Genomic DNA, 17,314 nt, shown 5'->3' with positions numbered 1-17,314 from the left:
GCCGCCCGCCTCCGAGGCCGACCCGGAGGACGACGCCGTCACCCGGATCACCCTCCGGCTGCCCGAGTCGGTCAAGACCCGCGCCGAGGAGCTGGCCGGCCGGTCGGGCCAGTCCCTGAACACCTGGTTGGTGAACGTCGTCCGCGGCGCCACCCGCGAGGGCGCGATCAGCGTCGACATCGACCTCTCGAGCATCCCCTTCCTCGGCGGGGGCGACCCGCTCGGCCGCCGCGGCAACCGCCGGCTCAACGGCTGGCTCTAGCCGCCTCACCCCTTCCCACTCCCCGACCTCGGGACCGGCGAACGGCCGGCCCCGCGGCCGACCACACCCTCGAGGAGCACCCGTGAACGCACCACGCACCACTGAGCACCGCCACCCGGCCGCCGGCCCGGTCGACCTCTACGTGGAGGTCACCGACGGCGCGGTGCGCGTCACCGCGACCACGACCGGCGAGACGTCGGTGCGGGTCACCGGCCACGACGCCGACGCCGTCCACCTCGAGCTCGGGACCGAGCAGGTCTCGGTCATCGGCCCCCGACGGCGGGCCGGCTTCCTCACCGGCGACCGGTCGCTGGTCGTCGAGGTCGAGGCCCCCACCGACAGCCGCGTCGTCGTGCGCACCGGCAGCGCGGACGTCACGGTCACCGGCCGGGTCGGTCGCACGCAGCTGCGCACCGGCTCCGGCGACGTACGCGTCGAGGAGCTGGGCGGCCCGGCGACCGTCGAGACCGGTTCGGGTGCCGTCGTCGTCGGCGAGTCCGGCGGCGAGCTGCGGGTGAAGAGCGGGTCCGGTGAGGTCTGCGTCGGGCACGCCGCCGCGGCCCTGGCCGTCTCGACCGGCTCGGGGACCGTCGTGGTCGACAGCAACGACGGGCCGGTCGCCGTGAAGACCGGCTCGGGCGACCTCGTCGTCACCGAGGCCCGCACCGACGTCTCGCTCGCCACCGGCAGCGGCGACCTGCGGATCGGCTCGGCGCTGCGCGGCCGCGTGACCGCCAAGGGCGCGTCGGGTGACGTCCGGATCGGCGTCCGCGACGGTACGCCGGTGTGGGCCGACATCACCTCCGTCACCGGGTCGGTGCGCTCGGAGGTGCCGAGCACCGGCGCGCCCGAGCCGGGCCAGGACCACGTCGAGGTCCGCGCCCGCACGGTCAGCGGCGACGTGCTGCTCGCCCCGGCCTGACTTCTCCCCGAGCACCCCACGAGCGAGCAGGAGCCATCCCGTGAACGGCGACCACCACTACCTCCTCGAGGCCGAGGTCCGGCACCGGACCACCGAGCGCCTCGCCCGCGTCACCGAGCCGCGGTCGCGGTCCTCGCGACGCCACCAGCTGGCGACGAGCCTGCGCCGGTTCGCCGACCGGCTGGACGGCTGAGGCCGGCCTCCTCCGAGGGCGTCAGGACCTCATCGCGACGCCGCGGCGCCAGTAGCCCATGAACGACACCTGCCGGCGGTCCATGCCGAGCTCGTTGACGAGCGCGCGGCGCAGCGAGGTGACGACCTTGGACTCCCCCGCGATCCAGGCGTAGACGCCGTCGGTGCCTGCCTCGGGCGCGGCCTCCAGCGGCGCCTCGATCTCGCCGGAGGAGGAGTACATCGGGGTCTCCCACAGGTCCGGGTCGACCTCGTCGTCGGCGACCTCCGCGACGACCGCCGGGGCGCCGAGGTGCTCCAGCACCGCGGGGGCCAGGAGGGAGCCGAGCTCGGCGCCGTCGCGCGGCAGCCAGGTGACGGTGACGCCCTCGGGGTGCTGGACGGTCTGCACGTCGGCCGACAGCGGCACCTCGAGGAACGCCGCACCCTGCGCGTCGTTCGGCAGCAGCGCGAGCGTCGCGCACGCCGCGGGCACGGCGGTCTCGTCGGCGACGAGCACCACCCGGGTGGCCGCGCCGGGGACGAACTCGATGCCACCGAAGGGCATCCCGCGCCGCGGGCACATCAGCGCGATCCGGTCGCCCACGCTCGCCCGCGCGGCCCAGGTGCCGCCCGGACCGGCGTGGCCGTCGGCGTCGTGGAGCACCATGTCGACGACGATCCGGGTCTCGGCGCCCTCGCCGCGCACGTCGCGGATCGTGTAGGTGCGCATGTGGCCGCGCTCCTCGGCCGGACGGGCGTACCACGCCTGCATCCAGCCCTCGTCGGCCCCGGCGAAGGACTCCAGCGCACCGCCGGCCGGCGGGAAGATCAGCTTGATCCGCTGGTCGTAGAGCGGCTGGTCGACACCGAACTCGGCCAGCGCGGGCGACCCGAGCTCGACCCGGACGAAGCTCGGCGAGAGCCGCTGCACGGAGACGACCTCGACCTCCTCCAGCAGGAGCGGGAGGGCGGGCGAGCTGAGCGTGGTCATCGGGGTCCGATCGCGAGGGTGGCCTTACTTAGGCTCACCTTACATGCGCTCAGATGGGTGTGCGGTGGAACGACTGGAACGAGCGGGACGGGGTGGGGCCGCGCTGGCCCTGGTAGCGCGAGCCGTACTTCTCCGAGCCGTACGGGTGCTGCGAGGGCGACGTCAGCCGGAAGAAGCAGAACTGCCCGATCTTCATGCCCGGGTAGAGCTTGATCGGCAGCGTCGCGACGTTGGCCAGCTCGAGGGTCACGTGGCCGGAGAACCCGGGGTCGACGAAGCCGGCGGTCGCGTGGGTGAGCAGCCCGAGCCGGCCGAGGCTGGACTTGCCCTCGACGCGCGCGGCGATGTCGTCGGGGAGGCTGACGACCTCGTACGTCGAGCCCAGCACGAACTCACCCGGGTGCAGGATGAACGGCTCGTCGCCCTCCGGCTCCACCATCCGGGTCAGGTCCGACTGGTCGGCCGCCGGGTCGATGTGCGGGTAGCGGTGGTTCTCGAAGACCCGGAAGTACCGGTCGAGCCGCACGTCGACCGACGACGGCTGCAGCATCGCGGGGTCCCAGGGGTCGAGCGCGACCCGTCCTGCGTCGAGCTCGGCGACGATGTCGCGGTCAGAGAGCAGCACGGCGTCAACCTACCGGCCACCGCGGGCCCCCGCCCGCTCCTCGGGACGGCCCGGGCGGACAATGGTGCCCATGGCGTTCTCGCGGTACGTCGCCCTCGGCGACTCGTTCACCGAGGGGGTCGGTGACCCCGACCCCACCCGTCCCAACGGCCTGCGCGGCTGGGCCGACCGGGTCGCGGAGGTGCTCGCGGCGAAGGAGCCCGACTTCGGCTACGCCAACCTGGCCATCCGCGGCCGCAAGCTCGACGCTATCCTCCGCGAGCAGGTCGAGCCCGCCCTCGCGCTCGAGCCCGACCTGGTCACGCTGTACGCCGGCGCCAACGACATCGTCCGACCCAAGGTCGACCTCGACGCGCTCGCCGAGGAGTACGACGTCGCCGTCGGCAAGCTCGCCGCCTCCGGCGCCCGGATCGTGCTCTTCACCGCCTTCGACCCCGGCAGCGGCGGCATCTACGCGCCGATCCGCGGGCGGTTCGCCCTCTACAACGAGCACGTGCGCTCGATCGCCGACCGCCACGGCGCCACCATCGCCGACTCGTGGCGGGTCGCGCAGCGGCTGCCGTACGACGTCGCCGCCCACGACCCGCGCCTGTGGGACGTCGACCGGATGCACCTCGGCCCCGCCGGCCACCAGGTCACCGCGATGATGGTCCTCGACGCGCTCGGCGTCGAGCACGACCTCGAGCCGCTCCCCCTGCCGGACCTGCCGACGCTCACCCGGCGCGAGCGGCTCCGCGCCGACGCTGCGTGGGCCCGGGGCTACCTGGCGCCGTGGATCCAGCGCCGCCTCACCGGGCGCTCCTCCGGCGACCTCGTCGAGCCGAAGTTCCCCACGATCGGCCGGGTCGTCTCACCCGGCGGCGAGTGATCCCCTAGACTCCACGCCGTCGGGTCACACCCCGGCATGCGGATGTAGCTCAGTTGGTAGAGCGCGACCTTCCCAAGGTCGATGTCGCGAGTTCGAGTCTCGTCATCCGCTCCATGTCACCGTCCTCCCCATCACCGGCGCAGCCCCCGTTCGCGGGCATCCCCGTCGCCGCCCTGGACTTCTACGACGACCTCGAGGTCGACAACACCCGCTCGTTCTGGGAGAAGCACAAGGACACCTACCTGACCCAGGTGCGGGCGCCGGTGGAGGCGTTGTGCGCGGCGCTGGAGCCGGAGTTCGGGGCGGCCAAGGTGTTCCGGCCGCACCGCGACGTCCGGTTCGCCAAGGACAAGACGCCCTTCAAGACCCACCAGGGCGCGTTCGTGCGGGCCGCGGAGTCGACCGGGTGGTACGTCGAGGTGTCGCCGCGCGGGGTGCGGACCGGCGGCGGGTTCTACGAGGCGAGCGCGGGCCGGCTGGCGGCGTACCGCGGCGCCGTCGACCACGACCAGCTCGGCGCCGAGCTCGAGGAGATCGTCGGCGGGCTGGAGGCGGCCGGCTGGGAGCGCGGCGGCGACCGCCTCAAGACCTCGCCGCGGGGGTACGACGCGGACCACCCGCGCATCGACCTGCTGCGGCACCGGTCGCTGAGCCTCGGGCACGTCATCGGCTTCGAGCCGGTGATCCACACCCCCGAGCTGCTCGACGTGGTCCGCGAGGACTGGTGCGCGCTGCGGCCGCTGGTGGAGTGGGTCGCCCGCCACACCACCGTCTGACCCGCGGGGTCAGGAGGCGGGCGTGAAGCTCGCCATCGTGCGCTCGGGCTCCCAGTAGGCCTTCATCGAGGCGACCCGGCCGTCCTCGTGCACGACGTACACCATCACCAGCTCGGTGGTCGTGTGGCTGCCGTCCGCGAACGACGTCCGGATCCGGCCGACGTTGGCGCAGGTGTTGCCGTTGGCCATGGACTGCTCGATGGTGAACTCGAAGCGGTCGATCGGCGCGATCGCCTTCTCCCAGAACGCCGAGATGCCGGCGTGGCCGTGGTGGCCGCGCCCCTCGGGGTCGAACATCGACGGACCGACCGGGTCCTCGAGCACCGCGTCCTCGGCGTACACCGTCAGCCACTCGGCCAGGTCGCCCTCGGCCACCGCGGAGTAGGACCGCTGCGAGGCCGCGCGGGCCGGGTGCGGGTCGTTCGGCGCGTTCCAGACGATGGCGTCGGAGGTGATCATCCGCGCAACGTAGCGCGGAACGAGAACGCGTTCTAGTCCTCGCGTGACCGAGCCGTCGCCGTCCGTTCAACCCGATGACGGCGGCGCGTCGAGGCGGTGGGCGACCGTGACGGCATGGCCCGCCGCGACGTGTTCCTCCACCTCGGCCCCTCCCGCCTGGGCACGGACCTGGTCGAGGACGTGCTCACCGAGCACGCCGACACCCTCGCCGTGCGGGGAGTACGCCGCGCGGGGACGCCCGAGGGCGTCTTCCGCGCCGCCGTGGAGCTCGCGTGGGACCACCGCGCCTGGGGCTTCCGGCGCCGCGACGTGGAGGGCGCCTGGGCGGAGGTGTGCCGGGAGGCACGCCGCCAGCGCCGCTCCACCCGGGCGGTGGTCGTGTCCGAGCGGATGCTCGCGGCGCTCGACCGGCCTGCGGTCGACCTGCTGCTCGACCAGCTCGCAGGGATGCGGCCGCGCCTGGTGCTCACCGTGACCGCCCCGGACGGGCAGTGCCGCGCCGGTGACCCGGCGACCGACCTGGTCGACGTGCTGGACCGGTGGGTCCCGGCGCTCCGCGACCCGGGGCGGGTCCACGTCGTGGTGCTGCCGGGCTGCCGGTGCGCGGGCGAGACGGTCCGACGAGCGCTCGCCGACCTGGTCGGCGTCGCCCTGCCTCCGACAGCGCCCCGCGCGATGGGCCGGCCGCCCGCGTCGGTCGACCAGACGGTCGACCCGACGGTCGACGACGGGGAGCGCGCCCGGCGCACCGCGCTGGCCCTCTCCTGGGTCCGCGCGCTGGCCGTGTCCGGCGTGCGGGTGCACGGCGAGCCGGCCGACCTGCTGCCCGGCACCCCGCCCGAGGCCCCGGGCGACGAAGGTCAGTGCGGCTGCCAGGCGTCCTCGTCGGCCGTGCGGGAGGTGACCGCCTTGGGCAGCTTGCCGTCGGCGAGCGCCTGGATGGAGGTCTGCTCGAAGACGTCGCGCAGGGACCGGCGGGCGGCGATCCACACGTGCTGGAGCACCTCGGCCGAGTCGTTGTAGGTGACGGCCTCGGGCCGCAGGCCGTAGACCGAGACGAGCGGGCCGTCGACCGCCCGGATGACGTCGGCGACCGAGACCTCGGCGGCGGGGCGCCCCATCCGCCAGCCGCCGGACTGGCCGCGCTGGGAGATCACCACGCCGGCGCGCCGGAGGTCGGCCAGGATCGCCTGGAGGAAGCCGTGCGGGATCTCCTGCAGCCGGCCGAGCTCCTCGGCGCTCACCGCCTTGCCGTCCGCACGGCCGGCCATCTCGATCAGCGCACGCAGGGCGTAGTCGGACTTGGCGGAGACGCGCATGGCGCCCAGTCTGGCAGAGAAGTCGATCGGGACACTCGACTCCCGCCCAACCGCCCCGCCGACCCCGCGGCCGACGACCGATCCGGGCACGGGCGTCACCCGACGGGTGCGAGCTCGGGCTCGCGGTCCTGCGCCGCCTCGAGGGCGCGGGCGAGGCGTTCCTGCTTGACCGCCCACACGATGCCGGTCACCCAGGCGACGAAGAGGACGGCGGCGATGACGGCGACGGTCGTGCCCGAGGCGCCGAAGGACTCGCCGATCGTCTTGGTGTTGGTCAGCACGATCAGGCCACCGGCCGCGACGCCGAGGACCCGGGCCGCCAGCTTCTTGACCAGCCAGGCGGCGATCGGGGCGGCGATCACGCCGCCCGCGAGCAGCGCACCGGCGATCTCCCACTCGATGCCCTGCGAGCCCAGCGCGAGGATGAAGCCCAGCGAGCCACCCACGGCGACGACGAACTCCGAGGTGTCGATCGAGCCGACGACCTTGCGGGGCTCGAGGCGGCCGGAGGAGAGCAGCGTGGTGGTGCCCACCGGGCCCCAGCCGCCACCGCCGACGGCGTCGAGCGCGCCGCCGACGAGGCCCATCGGGGCGAGCATCCGCGCGGAGGGCCGGCTCTTGAAGGTGGGTCGGCGACCGCCGAGCACCAGGAACCGCCAGATCACGTAGATGCCGAGGCCGAGCAGGATGCCCGCGACCCACGGCTTCGCCGAGTCGCCGTCGAGGTTGGAGAGGAACGTCGCGCCGGCGAAGGCGCCGACGAAGCCCGGCAGCGCCAGGATCGAGACGGTCCGCCAGTCGACGTTGCCGAGCTTGTGGTGGGAGAAGCCGGAGACCAGCGAGGTCCCGATCTCGGAGAAGTGGACGGCGGCCGAGGCGGCGGCCGGGGCGATGCCGGCGGCCAGCAGGAGGGTCGACGACGTGACGCCGTACGCCATCCCGAGCGAACCGTCGATGAGCTGGGCGAGAAGTCCTACGAAACCGAGGACGATGAGCTTGCGCATGGGTGGACCCCTGATCTGCGTTCGATGGCTGCACCGCCACCGACTGAGCTGGACATGGAGGACCGTAACACGTTAATTGCCTAGTTCAGTCGACTTAGCCGATCCACTCGGCGTGGCGCTGGACCACCGCGCGCCGCCGACCCCGGCCGCTTGCACGCCCCCGGGCGCCCGCTTACCATTGAAGTTACTGACCAGTAGTAGACGTGTGCTGGCAGGCCCCGGACACACATTCACGAGATGAAGGTGGAGCAGTGAGCCACTACAAGAGCAACCTCCGCGACATCGAGTTCAACCTCTTCGAGGTGCTGGGCCGCGACGAGGTCCTCGGCACCGGCCCGTTCGCCGAGGTGGACTCCGAGACGGCCCGCGCGATCCTCGCCGAGGTCGACCGGCTCGCCCGCGAGGACCTGGCGGCGTCCTTCGAGGACAGCGACCGCAACCCGCCGGTCTTCGACCCGGCCACGCACACCGCTCCCGTGCCGGAGTCGTTCCAGAAGAGCTACCAGGCCTGGATGGACTCCGAGTACTGGCGCCTGCAGATCAGCGAGGAGCTCGGCGGGACGCCGGCACCCTCCAGCCTGGTCTGGGCGCTCGGCGAGATGGTGCTCGGCGCGAACGCCCCGGTGTGGATGTACGCCGCCGGCCCGTCGTTCGCCGACATCGTCCACCGCAACGGCAACGAGCGCGACAAGAAGATCGCCTCGCACATGATCGAGCGCCAGTGGGGCGCCACGATGGTGCTGACCGAGCCCGACGCGGGCTCCGACGTCGGCGCCGGCCGCACCAAGGCCACCCCGAACGACGACGGCACGTGGAACATCGAGGGCGTCAAGCGCTTCATCACGTCCGGCGAGCACGACATGAGCGAGAACATCATGCACCTCACGCTCGCGCGCCCCGTGGGCGTCGAGGGTGCGGGCGGCCCGGGCACCAAGGGCCTGTCCCTCTTCCTCGTGCCCAAGCACCACTTCGACGTGGAGACCGGCGAGCTGACCGGCGAGCGCAACGGCGTCTACGTCACCAACGTCGAGCACAAGATGGGCATCAAGGTCTCCAACACCTGCGAGGTCACCTTCGGTGACACCTCCGTCGGTGGCGGCGAGCCGGCCCGCGGCTGGCTGCTCGGCGAGGTCCACGACGGCATCGCGCAGATGTTCCAGGTCATCGAGAACGCCCGCATGCTCGTCGGCACCAAGGCGATCGCGACCCTGTCGACCGGCTACCTCAACGCGCTCGACTACGCCAAGTCCCGCGTCCAGGGCGCCGACCTCACCCAGGCCTCGGACAAGACCGCGCCGCGCGTCACGATCACCCACCACCCCGACGTGCGCCGCTCGCTGATGGTGCAGAAGTCCTTCGCCGAGGCCATGCGCTCGCTGGTGCTCTACACCGCCAGCTGGCAGGACAAGGTCCAGCTCGCCCAGCACAACGGCGCGATGGACACCGACGAGACCAAGCTCGCCGAGGCCGTCAACGACCTGCTGCTCCCGATCGTCAAGGGCTACGGCTCGGAGCGCTCGTGGGTGCTGCTGGGCACCGAGTCGCTGCAGACCTTCGGCGGCTCCGGCTTCCTGCAGGAGTACCCGATCGAGCAGTACGTCCGCGACGCCAAGATCGACACCCTCTACGAGGGCACCACGGCGATCCAGGGCCAGGACTTCTTCTTCCGCAAGATCGTCAAGGACCAGGGCCGCGCCCTGGGCCACATCGCGGGCGAGATCCAGGCGTTCATCGACAGCGAGGCCGGCAACGGGCGCCTCAAGAACGAGCGCCAGCTGCTCGCCACCGCGCTCGACGACGCCAACGCGATGGTCGGCCACCTCATCAACGACCTGATGTCGGCCCAGGACGAGCTGCGCAACATCTACAAGGTCGGCCTCAACACCACGCGCCTGCTCATGGCGCTCGGTGACGTCGTCTGCGCGTGGCTGCTGCTGCGCCAGGCCGAGGTCGCCCTGGAGAAGCTCGGCGGCGACGCCGGCAAGGACCAGGCGTTCTACGAGGGCAAGGTCGCGGCGGCGCAGTTCTTCGCCGCCACCAACCTGCCGCGCGTCAGCGCCGAGCGGGCGATCGCCGAGGCGACCGACCTGTCGCTGATGGACCTCGACGAGAGCGCGTTCTGATCCTCGTCTGACGGCACCGCACGACGTACGACGCCCCCGGTCTCCGCAAGGAGCCCGGGGGCGTCGCCGTTCCGGCCTGCCTCAGCGCAGGACCCGGCGGGCCGCCCGGCGCACGTCGTCGGAGAGGGTGTCGAGCAGCGACGAGCGCAGCCGCCAGCGCTGCCAGTGGAGGGGTACGTCGAGGTGCCGGCGCGCGTCGAGCCGGACCAAGCGGCCCGTGTCGAGGTCGGGCAGCAGCTGCGGCTCGGGCAGCGCGCCCCAGCCGAGCCCGACCCGGACCGCCTCGAGGAAGTCGGCCGACGTCGGCACCCGGTGCACCACCGGCGGCAGCCCCAGGCCGCGGCCGCCGAGCAGCTCGTGCTGCAGCGCGTCCTTGTCGTCGAAGACCACGACCGGCATCGCCGACCAGTCGACGCCACGACCCCGGCGGAACCGCTCGGTCAACGACGGCGCCGCCGCGGCGGCGTACCGCAGGGTGCCGAGGGGCTCGACCGAGCAGCCCTGGACGGCCACCGGGTCGCTGGTGACCGCGGCGAGCACGGTGCCGGCGCGCAGCAGGTCGGCCGACCAGGCCTGGTCGAGCACGTGCAGCTGGAGCGCGACGTCCCCACGGTGCGCGACCGCGCCGAGGACGTCGTGGAACCAGGTCGCCAGCGAGTCGGCGTTGACCGCGACCGGCAGCCGGGCGACGCCGCCCTCGTGGCCGCCGAGCTCGCGCAGCGCCTCCTCGTGCAGGAGCGTCGTCTGCCGCGCGAGGCGGAGCAGCGCCTCACCGGCAGCGGTCGGCTCGGCCGGCACCGTGCGGCGGACGACGACCTGGCCGACCTCGGACTCCAGCGCACGGATGCGCTGGCTGACCGCGCTCGGGGTGAGGTGGAGGTGGCGGGCCGCGGCGTCGAACGTGCCGTGGTCGGCGATCGCGGTCAGCGCGGCGAGCCAGGCGGGATCGAGGTGCACGTTGCCCACTTAAGCAGCACTTCAGGATCTGCAGGAACCTTCGTTGGCGCGCAGGTCGGCGCGACCGTAGCGTTCCCGGCGTGGACCACTTCCTGACCGGCACGGCGACCGGCCTCGCGCTCATCGTCGCGATCGGCGCGCAGAACGCCTACGTCCTGCGCCAGGGGCTCGCCCGCGACCACGTCGGCCTGGTCGTGGCGATCTGCGCGGTCTCCGACCTAGTGCTGATCCTCGCCGGCGTCGCGGGCATCGGCACGATCGTCGAGCGCGCGCCAGCCGCGATCGACGTGGTGCGCTGGCTCGGCGTCGCCTTCCTGACCTGGTACGGCGTCTCGTCGCTGCTCCGCGCGCGGCGGCCCGACGCCCTGGCGGCCGCCGGGGGCGCCCGGCTCTCGCGCCGGTCGGCGGCGCTGCGGGCGCTCGCGCTCACCTGGCTCAACCCCCACGTCTACCTCGACACGGTCCTGCTGCTCGGCTCGGTGGCGGCGACGCACGGGTCCGGCGGACGGTGGTGGTTCGCGGTCGGGGCGTGCCTGGCGAGCGTGCTGTGGTTCAGCGGGCTGGGCTACGGCGCTCGGCTGCTCGCGCGGTTCCTCGCGAGCCCGCGCGCCTGGCAGGTGCTGGACGTGCTGATCGGCGTCGTGATGCTGGCGATCGCGGTCCGGCTGGCGACGGGCGGGTAGGGCCCGCGGGCTGGTCGCCGGCTCGCTCGTCGAGGGCTGGCTGGCCGGCCCGGTGGGCGGCGTCCCACCGGCCCCACGGCCACCACATACCGGGGCAATCCCTCGCTCGCCACGGGAGATCTGCCGTGGGAAGCGAGGGGGTCCCCGGTGAACCGGGGACCCCTACAGGGCCCGGCGGCTACGCCTCGACCCCGCCCAGCGGCAGCACGAGCCGCCCGTCCGCGCCGGCGACAACCCGGACGGGGACGCCCCAGTCCTGCTGGTGCAGGTGGCAGGCGGCGCCCTCGCCGCCGTCGGCGTCGCACGACGCGGCCCGGGCGGCCACGTGGAGCACGCCGTCGCCGACGTGCGGGTCCAGCACGATCGTCCGGGTCAGGTCGGTGCCGCGGCCGCCGCCCTCGCGGACGAGCTGGGGCGGGGTCGCCTCGACCATCAGCTGCGCCGGCGGGCCGAACCGGTCGTCGACCTTCTGTCCCGGCGGCGGGGTGAACGACACGACCAGCTCGAGCGTCGCCGGCACCTCGGTGACCGGCCGCTGCGTGGAGTGGGCGAAACCCTCGGTGCGCGTGCCTGCGCTGCCGAGCGGCACCCGGGCCAGCCGGTGCGCGCCGGACTCGACGACCACCAGGTCCGGCCCGTCGACGTACGCCGCGGACGGCTCGGCGAGGCCGGTGGCGAGCGTGGTGACCTCGCCCGGCTCCCCGGCGGTGACGGCGAGCCGGCGGACCGCCCCGTTGTAGGTGTCGCAGACCGCGACCGAGCCGTCGGGCAGGACCGTCACGCCGAGCGGGTGCTGGAGCAGCGCCTGGTCGGCCGGGCCGTCGCGGAAGCCGAAGTCGAACAGGCCGGTGCCGACCGCGGTCCGCACCTCGAGAGAGGGTCCGGAGGCGTCGAGCCAGCGGACCGACGAGGTCTCGCTGTCGGCCAGCCACAGCCGGTCGCCGTCGGGCGCGAGCCGCGAGGTCTGGGCCAGCCACGCCTCGGGGGCCGGGCCGTCGAGCAGCCCCTCGTTGCCGGTGCCGACCGCGACCTCGACGACCCCGGTGCGCGGGTCGAACGTCCACAGCTGGTGGATGCCGGCCATCGCGACCCAGACCCGGTCGCGCCACCAGGCGACGTCCCACGGGCTGGAGAGCCGGTCGCTGCCGTCGCCCGGCATCAGCTGCTGGCCGTCGCCGGCGAGCACGCGGGTCGAGCCGTCGGCGAGCGCCAGCCCGTGGAGCCGGTGGCCGACGGTGTCGGCGACCACGACGTCGTACCCCACCTCGGCGGCGACGTCCTCGGGCAGCAGGCAGAGGCCGTTGGGCTCCCGGAAGCCACCGAACCGGCGCAGCACCCCACCGCCGGCACCGAGCTCGACGACCTCGTCGTGGCCGGCGTCGGCGACGAGCACCCGCCCGTCGGGCAGCGGCACGGCCGAGGCGGGGAAGCGGAGGTCGGTGGGCTCGACGACGGGCGGGACGTACGGCGAGTCGCCGGGCTGGAGCGTGCCCTTCGCCCGGTGCTCCGCGACCAGCTCAGTCAGCAGCGCGTCGATCGCGTGGGCGTGGCCCTCGCCGGCGTACTGCCCGACGACGTAGCCCTCCGGGTCGACCAGCACGAGCGTCGGCCAGGCGCGGGCGGTGTAGGCCTGCCAGGTGACCAGCTCGGGGTCGTCGAGGACGGGGTGGGTGACCGAGTAGCGCTCGACGGCGGCGCGCAGCGCGTCCGGGTCGGCCTCGTGGACGAACTTGGGCGAGTGCACACCGATGACGACCAGCTCGCCGGCGTGCTTCTCCTCGACCGGCTTGAGCTCGTCGAGGACGTGCAGGCAGTTGATGCAGCAGAAGGTCCAGAAGTCGAGCAGGACGAAGCGGCCGCGGAGGTCCGCCAGGTGGAGGGGGCCGTCGGTGTTGAGCCAGCCGCGACCGACCAGCTCGGGAGCACGCACGCGCATGCGCCCATCCTCACCCACCGCCCCTCGGCACGGGCGACCAGCGGCCTGCGGCGATCAGTAGGCTCCGGGGCGTGAGCGATCAGGAACGGCTGGCGGGGTACGTCGAGGTCTGGTGGCAGGCGGTCGACGCCCTCACCTCGCTGCTGGAGAAGCTGCCCGAGGAGGAGTGGTCCACGCCGACCGACCTCGCGGGCTGGGACGTCCGCGCGGTCGTGGCGCACGTCGCTCACCTGGAGAAGGTGCTGGCGACCGGCGCCGAGGAGCACGCCGAGGTCGGCGAGCCGCCGCACGTGACGTCGATGATGGGGCTCTACACAGAGATCGGCCCGGCCAACCGGCGTACCGCCACGCCCGACGAGCTGATCATCGAGATCCGCGAGGCGGCCACGGCCCGGCACACCGCCCTGCTGGCCGACCCGCCGACCGACGGGTCCGCGAAGCCCGAGCGGATCTTCGGCGGCGTGCCGTGGAGCTGGGAGACGCTGCTGCGCAACCGGCCGCTGGACGTGTGGATGCACGAGCAGGACGTACGCCGCGCGGTCGGCCGCCCCGGGGGGATGGACACCCCGGCGGCCCAGCACACGGCCGACTACCTCCTCGAGAGCATGGGCTTCGTGCTGGCCAAGCGGGTCGGCGCCCCGGCCGGCACCACGCTGCTGGTCGAGGTCGAGGGCAGCGCCCCGGCGGCGTTCACCGTCAACGAGCAGGGCCGCGGCGAGCGGCTCCCGACCGCGCCCGAGCAGGCCGACGCGACGCTGCGGATGGACCGCGAGACGTTCGTGGTGCTCGCCGGCGGCCGTCGCCCCGACGCCGCGGCCGCGGTGGTGGTCGCGGGCGACGAGGCCCTCGCGCAGCAGGTCCTCGCACAGATGGCGACCACCCCGTGACCGCGACCGACGCCTGGACGCTCGCCGACATCCCGGACCAGGCCGGCCGCACCGCGCTGGTCACCGGCACCAGCGTCGGCGGCCTCGGCCACCACACCGCGCTCGAGCTGGCCCGGCGCGGCGCGCGCGTGGTCCTCGCCGGCCGCACCCAGGACAAGCTCGACACCACCGAGCGGACCATCCTCGACGAGGTGCCGCACGCCTCGCTGGAGAAGCTGGTCGTCGACCTGGCCGACCTCTCCTCGGTACGCCGCGGCGCGGCCGAGGCGGCGGGGCTCGGGCCGATCGACCTGCTGGTCAACAACGCGGGCGTGATGGGCACGCCGTACTCCCGCACCGCCGACGGCCTCGAGCTGCAGATGGCGACCAACCACTTCGGCCCGTTCCTGCTGACCGGACTGCTGCTGCCGCAGCTGGTCGCGAGCGAGGACGGCCGCGTCGTGGCGGTGAGCTCGCAGTTCCACCGTGTCGCCCGCAGCGCCCCGCTCGGCGACCCCCGGGCGCAGCAGGGCCGCTACTCGCGGTGGCCGACTTATGGCCAGACCAAGCTCGCGAACCTGCTGTTCACCTACGAGCTCGACCGGCGGCTGCGCCGCGCGGAGCTGCCGGTCAAGGCGCTGGCCGCGCACCCGGGCTTCGCGGGCACGCACCTGGCGGCGAACGGGCAGTACGGCCGTTCCTCGGGCGGCATCGCCAGCATCCTCGACGCGGCCATCCGCGCGGTCTCCCAGTCCGCCGCGGCCGGCGCCGAGCCGACGCTCATGGCGGCGACCGCCGACCTGCCCGGTGCGACGTACTGCGGCCCCGGCGGGCTCCAGGAGGCCTCCGGCCCGCCGCGCGTCGTCGCGAGCAACCGGCTCTCCCACGACGAGGTCGCCCAGCGGCGGCTGTGGGAGATCAGCGAAGAGGTGACGGGGGTCAGCTACCCCTAGACCAAGGTCGCCCGGGGCGCCGACCCCCGGCCGATGCGCCCGCCGGTCGGCGCGCCTAACGTCGGGCGCATGCAGGTCTGGGAGCGCACCGTCGCCGGCCGCCACCACCGGGTGGAGGCCGAGGGGTCGGTGCGACGCTCGCTGCGGTGGTACGTCGACGGCGAGCTGGTCGCCGAGAAGCGCTCCGCCGAGGACACCGTCGAGATCGACTCCGGCGACGACCACCCCGACCTCGGCGCGGTCAAGGTCAAGTTCAGCGTGCTCGGGGCGCCACGGCGTGCCAGCGTGCACGACGACCTCGCCGGCGCGCTCGTCGGCGTCGGCGGCACCGACCTGGTGCCCGAGGCGGGCTCGCCCGCCGCGCAGCACGAGGAGCGGCTGCTCGCCCACCCGAACCGGTACGCCGCCCAGAAGGCCGGCATCGCGATCGCGATCATCGCCGTGCCGGTGCTGCTCGGGCTGCTCTCGCGGTTCCTGCCCGACATCGATGTCCCGTGGCCGGACCTGCCCTCGATCCCGTGGCCCGACATCGACCTGCCGTCGATCCCGTGGCCGGACATCGACCTGCCGATCCCGCGCTTCGACCTCGAGGTGCCCGGCTGGGTCCGCCGCGTGACCGACGTGCTCGGCTACGTCTGGCCGGTCGCCCTCGCCTTCCTCCTCGCCCGCGGCGAGGTGAACCGCCGCCGCAAGCGCGACGAGCAGGCGAGGGAGGAGCAGGAGCGGGACTGATCAGTCCTTGCGGTCGCGGACGCGGACCATGCCGGCCAGCGTGGCGACGTACGCCGATCCGTCGGGAGCGAGCGTGACGGCCGAGTAGTGGTTGTTGAACAGCGTGCCGATCCCGGTGCGGACGCGGTACGCCGTGCGGCCGGTGCGGACGTCGAGCGCGACGAGGTACCACGCGTTCGCGCCCCAGACGCTCGACCGCTTCTCGTAGGCGTAGAGCAGGCCGGTGGCGAGCGACAGCTTCGGGACCGACGTGGGCGCGGAGACCTCCGAGGTCCACACGGTCTCGCAGGTGCGCTCGCCGTCCTCGCCGGTCACGAGGTCCACGCGCGCGAAGCCGCCGGGCGTCGTGCGGCCGAGCACCGTGCGCCAGGGACCGGTGTAGCCGGCGTTGTTCTCGACGACCACGCCGGTGCCGACCGAGACGAGGGAGTTGTCGGTGGCGCTCGCGTCGTCGCCGAAGACCGCCACCTGGCAGATCATCCGCCCGCGGCGGGTGCCGTACATCTGGACGTGCATGCGCGGGCTGGCGTTGTCGGTGATCGCGACGACGCCGCCGGGCAGGATCGTCGGCGTGGTGCCGCTGCCCTGGGAGACCTGACCGGACTTCTGCCGCGAGCCGCGGTCGTACGGCGTGCGCCACCGCACCCGCGGGAGCCCGGCCGGCGACACCTCGAGCCGGTAGAGCGCGGCGGTGGTGACGACGTACACGGCGCCGTCGGTGTCGGTGGCGAAGGAGTTCGCGATCTCCTCGTCGAGCTCGAGCGCGGCGACGTCGCCCGACCCGGGCTCGACGAAGCCGGTGCGGCCGTCCTGGCTGACGAACCAGATCCGGCCCTGCCAGTCCGGGAGCACCGCGATCAGGCAGTCGTCGGCCGGCACCTCCGCGGACAGGTCGTAGGTCGCCTCGGTGGTCAGGTCCGCGTCGCCGTCGGCGTCGGAGGTGGCGACGACGAGGACGCGGCGGTCGGTGGTGGCGACGACCGCGCGGTCCTCGGCGTCGAGGTAGAAGTACGCGCCGGCGCAGAGGTTCTCCCACGGCTGCTTGCCCTCGACGTCGGGTCGGTCGGGGAGGTCCTTGCTGACCAGCGGCCGCATCGACTCCGGGTCGAGCACGTGCATGCGCGGCCCCTGGAGGTCGCCGCAGAGCGCGACGAGCCGCTCGTGGCGGTCGAAGGCGAGCGTGGCGCACTCCTCGAGGCCGTACCACGCGGTCTCGACCCGCGGGGACTCGCCGAGCGGGCCGGGGTGGACGGTGGCGTCGGTGGCCCACGCGTCGTGGTGCATCGAGCTGAGGCCGTTCGGGGCGAGGAACGGGTGCTGCGGCACGTCGAGCTCGACCGGCTGTGCGGTGAACGGCCGGCCGGTGTAGCCCGGCGTCACCACCGCCCCGGCGCCCGGCGGGATCGGCAGGGCGCCGTCGGGCAGGGCCACGACGACGCCGACCACCGCGAGCACGCCGACCACCCAGCCGGCAATCACGCGCCAGGTCGGTCGCCACCAGCGGCGGACCCGCGGCACGGCCAGGGTGAGCAGCGCGACCAGCACCACGAGCGGCCCGAGCGCCCAGGTGGCCGCCGCCAGCGCGACGAGGACGATCGTGCGCGGGAACCTCAGCCCGGCCGCACGGCTCTTCCCGGCGCCTCTCACGGGGGCCGAGCCTAGGG

Annotated in this window: 17 protein-coding genes, 1 tRNA gene and 1 pseudogene; 11 read left to right on the top strand and 8 right to left on the bottom strand. The window is 73.8% G+C overall.

The window, feature by feature from the left end:
• The 3 genes and pseudogenes from G6553_RS02365 to G6553_RS02355 all read left to right on the top strand — a co-directional run.
• Positions 1-262 (top strand): annotated as a pseudogene (locus G6553_RS02365) (pilus assembly protein HicB); the annotation flags it as partial.
• 82 nt (positions 263-344) lie between these two features.
• On the top strand, positions 345-1,184 hold the full coding sequence (locus tag G6553_RS02360) for a DUF4097 family beta strand repeat-containing protein (protein WP_166188807.1): 840 nt from the start codon (positions 345-347) through the stop codon (positions 1,182-1,184).
• A gap of 40 nt (positions 1,185-1,224) precedes the next feature.
• The gene (locus G6553_RS02355; protein WP_166188805.1) at positions 1,225-1,377 is read left to right on the top strand and encodes a hypothetical protein; all 153 of its coding nucleotides are present in this window, start codon (positions 1,225-1,227) and stop codon (positions 1,375-1,377) included.
• A gap of 21 nt (positions 1,378-1,398) precedes the next feature.
• On the opposite strand, the gene G6553_RS02350 is transcribed toward G6553_RS02355, so the two are convergent.
• Together G6553_RS02350 and dcd are read right to left on the bottom strand one after the other, a co-directional pair.
• Complete coding sequence (locus tag G6553_RS02350) at positions 1,399-2,349, bottom strand: siderophore-interacting protein (RefSeq protein ID WP_166188803.1); 951 nt, start codon at positions 2,347-2,349, stop codon at positions 1,399-1,401.
• A 49-nt stretch (positions 2,350-2,398) separates the two neighbouring features.
• Positions 2,399-2,974 (bottom strand): dCTP deaminase, encoded by a 576-nt coding sequence (gene dcd / locus G6553_RS02345; protein WP_166188801.1) that lies wholly within the window; start codon positions 2,972-2,974, stop codon positions 2,399-2,401.
• 70 nt (positions 2,975-3,044) lie between these two features.
• Between dcd and G6553_RS02340 the strand changes: the two genes are divergently transcribed.
• The 3 genes from G6553_RS02340 to G6553_RS02330 all read left to right on the top strand — a co-directional run bounded on the left by G6553_RS02340 (position 3,045) and on the right by G6553_RS02330 (position 4,618).
• Positions 3,045-3,842 (top strand): SGNH/GDSL hydrolase family protein, encoded by a 798-nt coding sequence (locus G6553_RS02340; RefSeq protein ID WP_166188799.1) that lies wholly within the window; start codon positions 3,045-3,047, stop codon positions 3,840-3,842.
• A gap of 38 nt (positions 3,843-3,880) precedes the next feature.
• A tRNA-Gly gene (locus tag G6553_RS02335) sits at positions 3,881-3,956 on the top strand.
• Complete coding sequence (locus G6553_RS02330; protein WP_166188798.1) at positions 3,956-4,618, top strand: DUF2461 domain-containing protein; 663 nt, start codon at positions 3,956-3,958, stop codon at positions 4,616-4,618. The genes G6553_RS02335 and G6553_RS02330 overlap by 1 nt, the downstream gene beginning before the upstream one ends.
• Before the next feature lie 9 nt (positions 4,619-4,627).
• Here G6553_RS02330 and G6553_RS02325 read toward each other — a convergent pair whose 3' ends face one another.
• The 3 genes from G6553_RS02325 to G6553_RS02315 all read right to left on the bottom strand — a co-directional run bounded on the left by G6553_RS02325 (position 4,628) and on the right by G6553_RS02315 (position 7,400).
• Positions 4,628-5,077, bottom strand: a complete 450-nt coding sequence (locus G6553_RS02325) for a nuclear transport factor 2 family protein (RefSeq protein ID WP_166188796.1) — start codon at positions 5,075-5,077, stop codon at positions 4,628-4,630.
• A gap of 860 nt (positions 5,078-5,937) precedes the next feature.
• Entirely contained in the window at positions 5,938-6,396 is a 459-nt protein-coding gene (locus G6553_RS02320; protein ID WP_166188794.1) for an Rrf2 family transcriptional regulator, read from the bottom strand.
• A gap of 95 nt (positions 6,397-6,491) precedes the next feature.
• Complete coding sequence (locus G6553_RS02315; protein WP_166188793.1) at positions 6,492-7,400, bottom strand: sulfite exporter TauE/SafE family protein; 909 nt, start codon at positions 7,398-7,400, stop codon at positions 6,492-6,494.
• 251 nt (positions 7,401-7,651) lie between these two features.
• Here G6553_RS02315 and G6553_RS02310 point away from each other — a divergent pair, with 251 nt between their 5' ends.
• Positions 7,652-9,523, top strand: coding sequence for an acyl-CoA dehydrogenase (locus G6553_RS02310; protein ID WP_166188791.1), 1,872 nt, complete (start codon positions 7,652-7,654; stop codon positions 9,521-9,523).
• 81 nt (positions 9,524-9,604) lie between these two features.
• On the opposite strand, the gene G6553_RS02305 is transcribed toward G6553_RS02310, so the two are convergent.
• Positions 9,605-10,480, bottom strand: coding sequence for a LysR family transcriptional regulator ArgP (locus G6553_RS02305; RefSeq protein ID WP_166188789.1), 876 nt, complete (start codon positions 10,478-10,480; stop codon positions 9,605-9,607).
• 80 nt (positions 10,481-10,560) lie between these two features.
• Between G6553_RS02305 and G6553_RS02300 the strand changes: the two genes are divergently transcribed.
• On the top strand, positions 10,561-11,163 hold the full coding sequence (locus G6553_RS02300; RefSeq protein WP_166188787.1) for a LysE/ArgO family amino acid transporter: 603 nt from the start codon (positions 10,561-10,563) through the stop codon (positions 11,161-11,163).
• A gap of 178 nt (positions 11,164-11,341) precedes the next feature.
• Here the strand turns inward: G6553_RS02300 and G6553_RS02295 are convergent, their stop codons facing one another.
• Positions 11,342-13,099 carry a thioredoxin-like domain-containing protein gene (locus G6553_RS02295; protein ID WP_166188785.1) on the bottom strand — a complete coding sequence of 586 codons (1,758 nt, stop codon included), beginning with the start codon at positions 13,097-13,099 and terminating at the stop codon, positions 11,342-11,344.
• Between the two features lie 71 nt (positions 13,100-13,170).
• On the opposite strand from G6553_RS02295, the gene G6553_RS02290 reads away from it, so the two are divergent.
• From G6553_RS02290 to G6553_RS02280, 3 genes are all read left to right on the top strand, one after another.
• Positions 13,171-13,986, top strand: coding sequence for a maleylpyruvate isomerase family mycothiol-dependent enzyme (locus tag G6553_RS02290; protein ID WP_347565448.1), 816 nt, complete (start codon positions 13,171-13,173; stop codon positions 13,984-13,986).
• Complete coding sequence (locus G6553_RS02285; RefSeq protein ID WP_166188783.1) at positions 13,983-14,918, top strand: oxidoreductase; 936 nt, start codon at positions 13,983-13,985, stop codon at positions 14,916-14,918. Before G6553_RS02290 ends, G6553_RS02285 begins: the two co-directional genes overlap by 4 nt.
• Positions 14,919-14,987: 69 nt before the next feature.
• Positions 14,988-15,650 (top strand): hypothetical protein, encoded by a 663-nt coding sequence (locus G6553_RS02280; RefSeq protein ID WP_166188781.1) that lies wholly within the window; start codon positions 14,988-14,990, stop codon positions 15,648-15,650.
• On the opposite strand, the gene G6553_RS02275 is transcribed toward G6553_RS02280, so the two are convergent.
• Positions 15,651-17,297, bottom strand: coding sequence for a hypothetical protein (locus G6553_RS02275; protein WP_166188779.1), 1,647 nt, complete (start codon positions 17,295-17,297; stop codon positions 15,651-15,653).
• Positions 17,298-17,314 lie beyond the last annotated feature (17 nt).

Source organism: Nocardioides sp. IC4_145 (assembly GCF_011250565.1).
Taxonomy (GTDB): Bacteria; Actinomycetota; Actinomycetes; order Propionibacteriales; family Nocardioidaceae; genus Nocardioides.
This window is presented reverse-complemented; position numbering and strand designations above follow the sequence as displayed.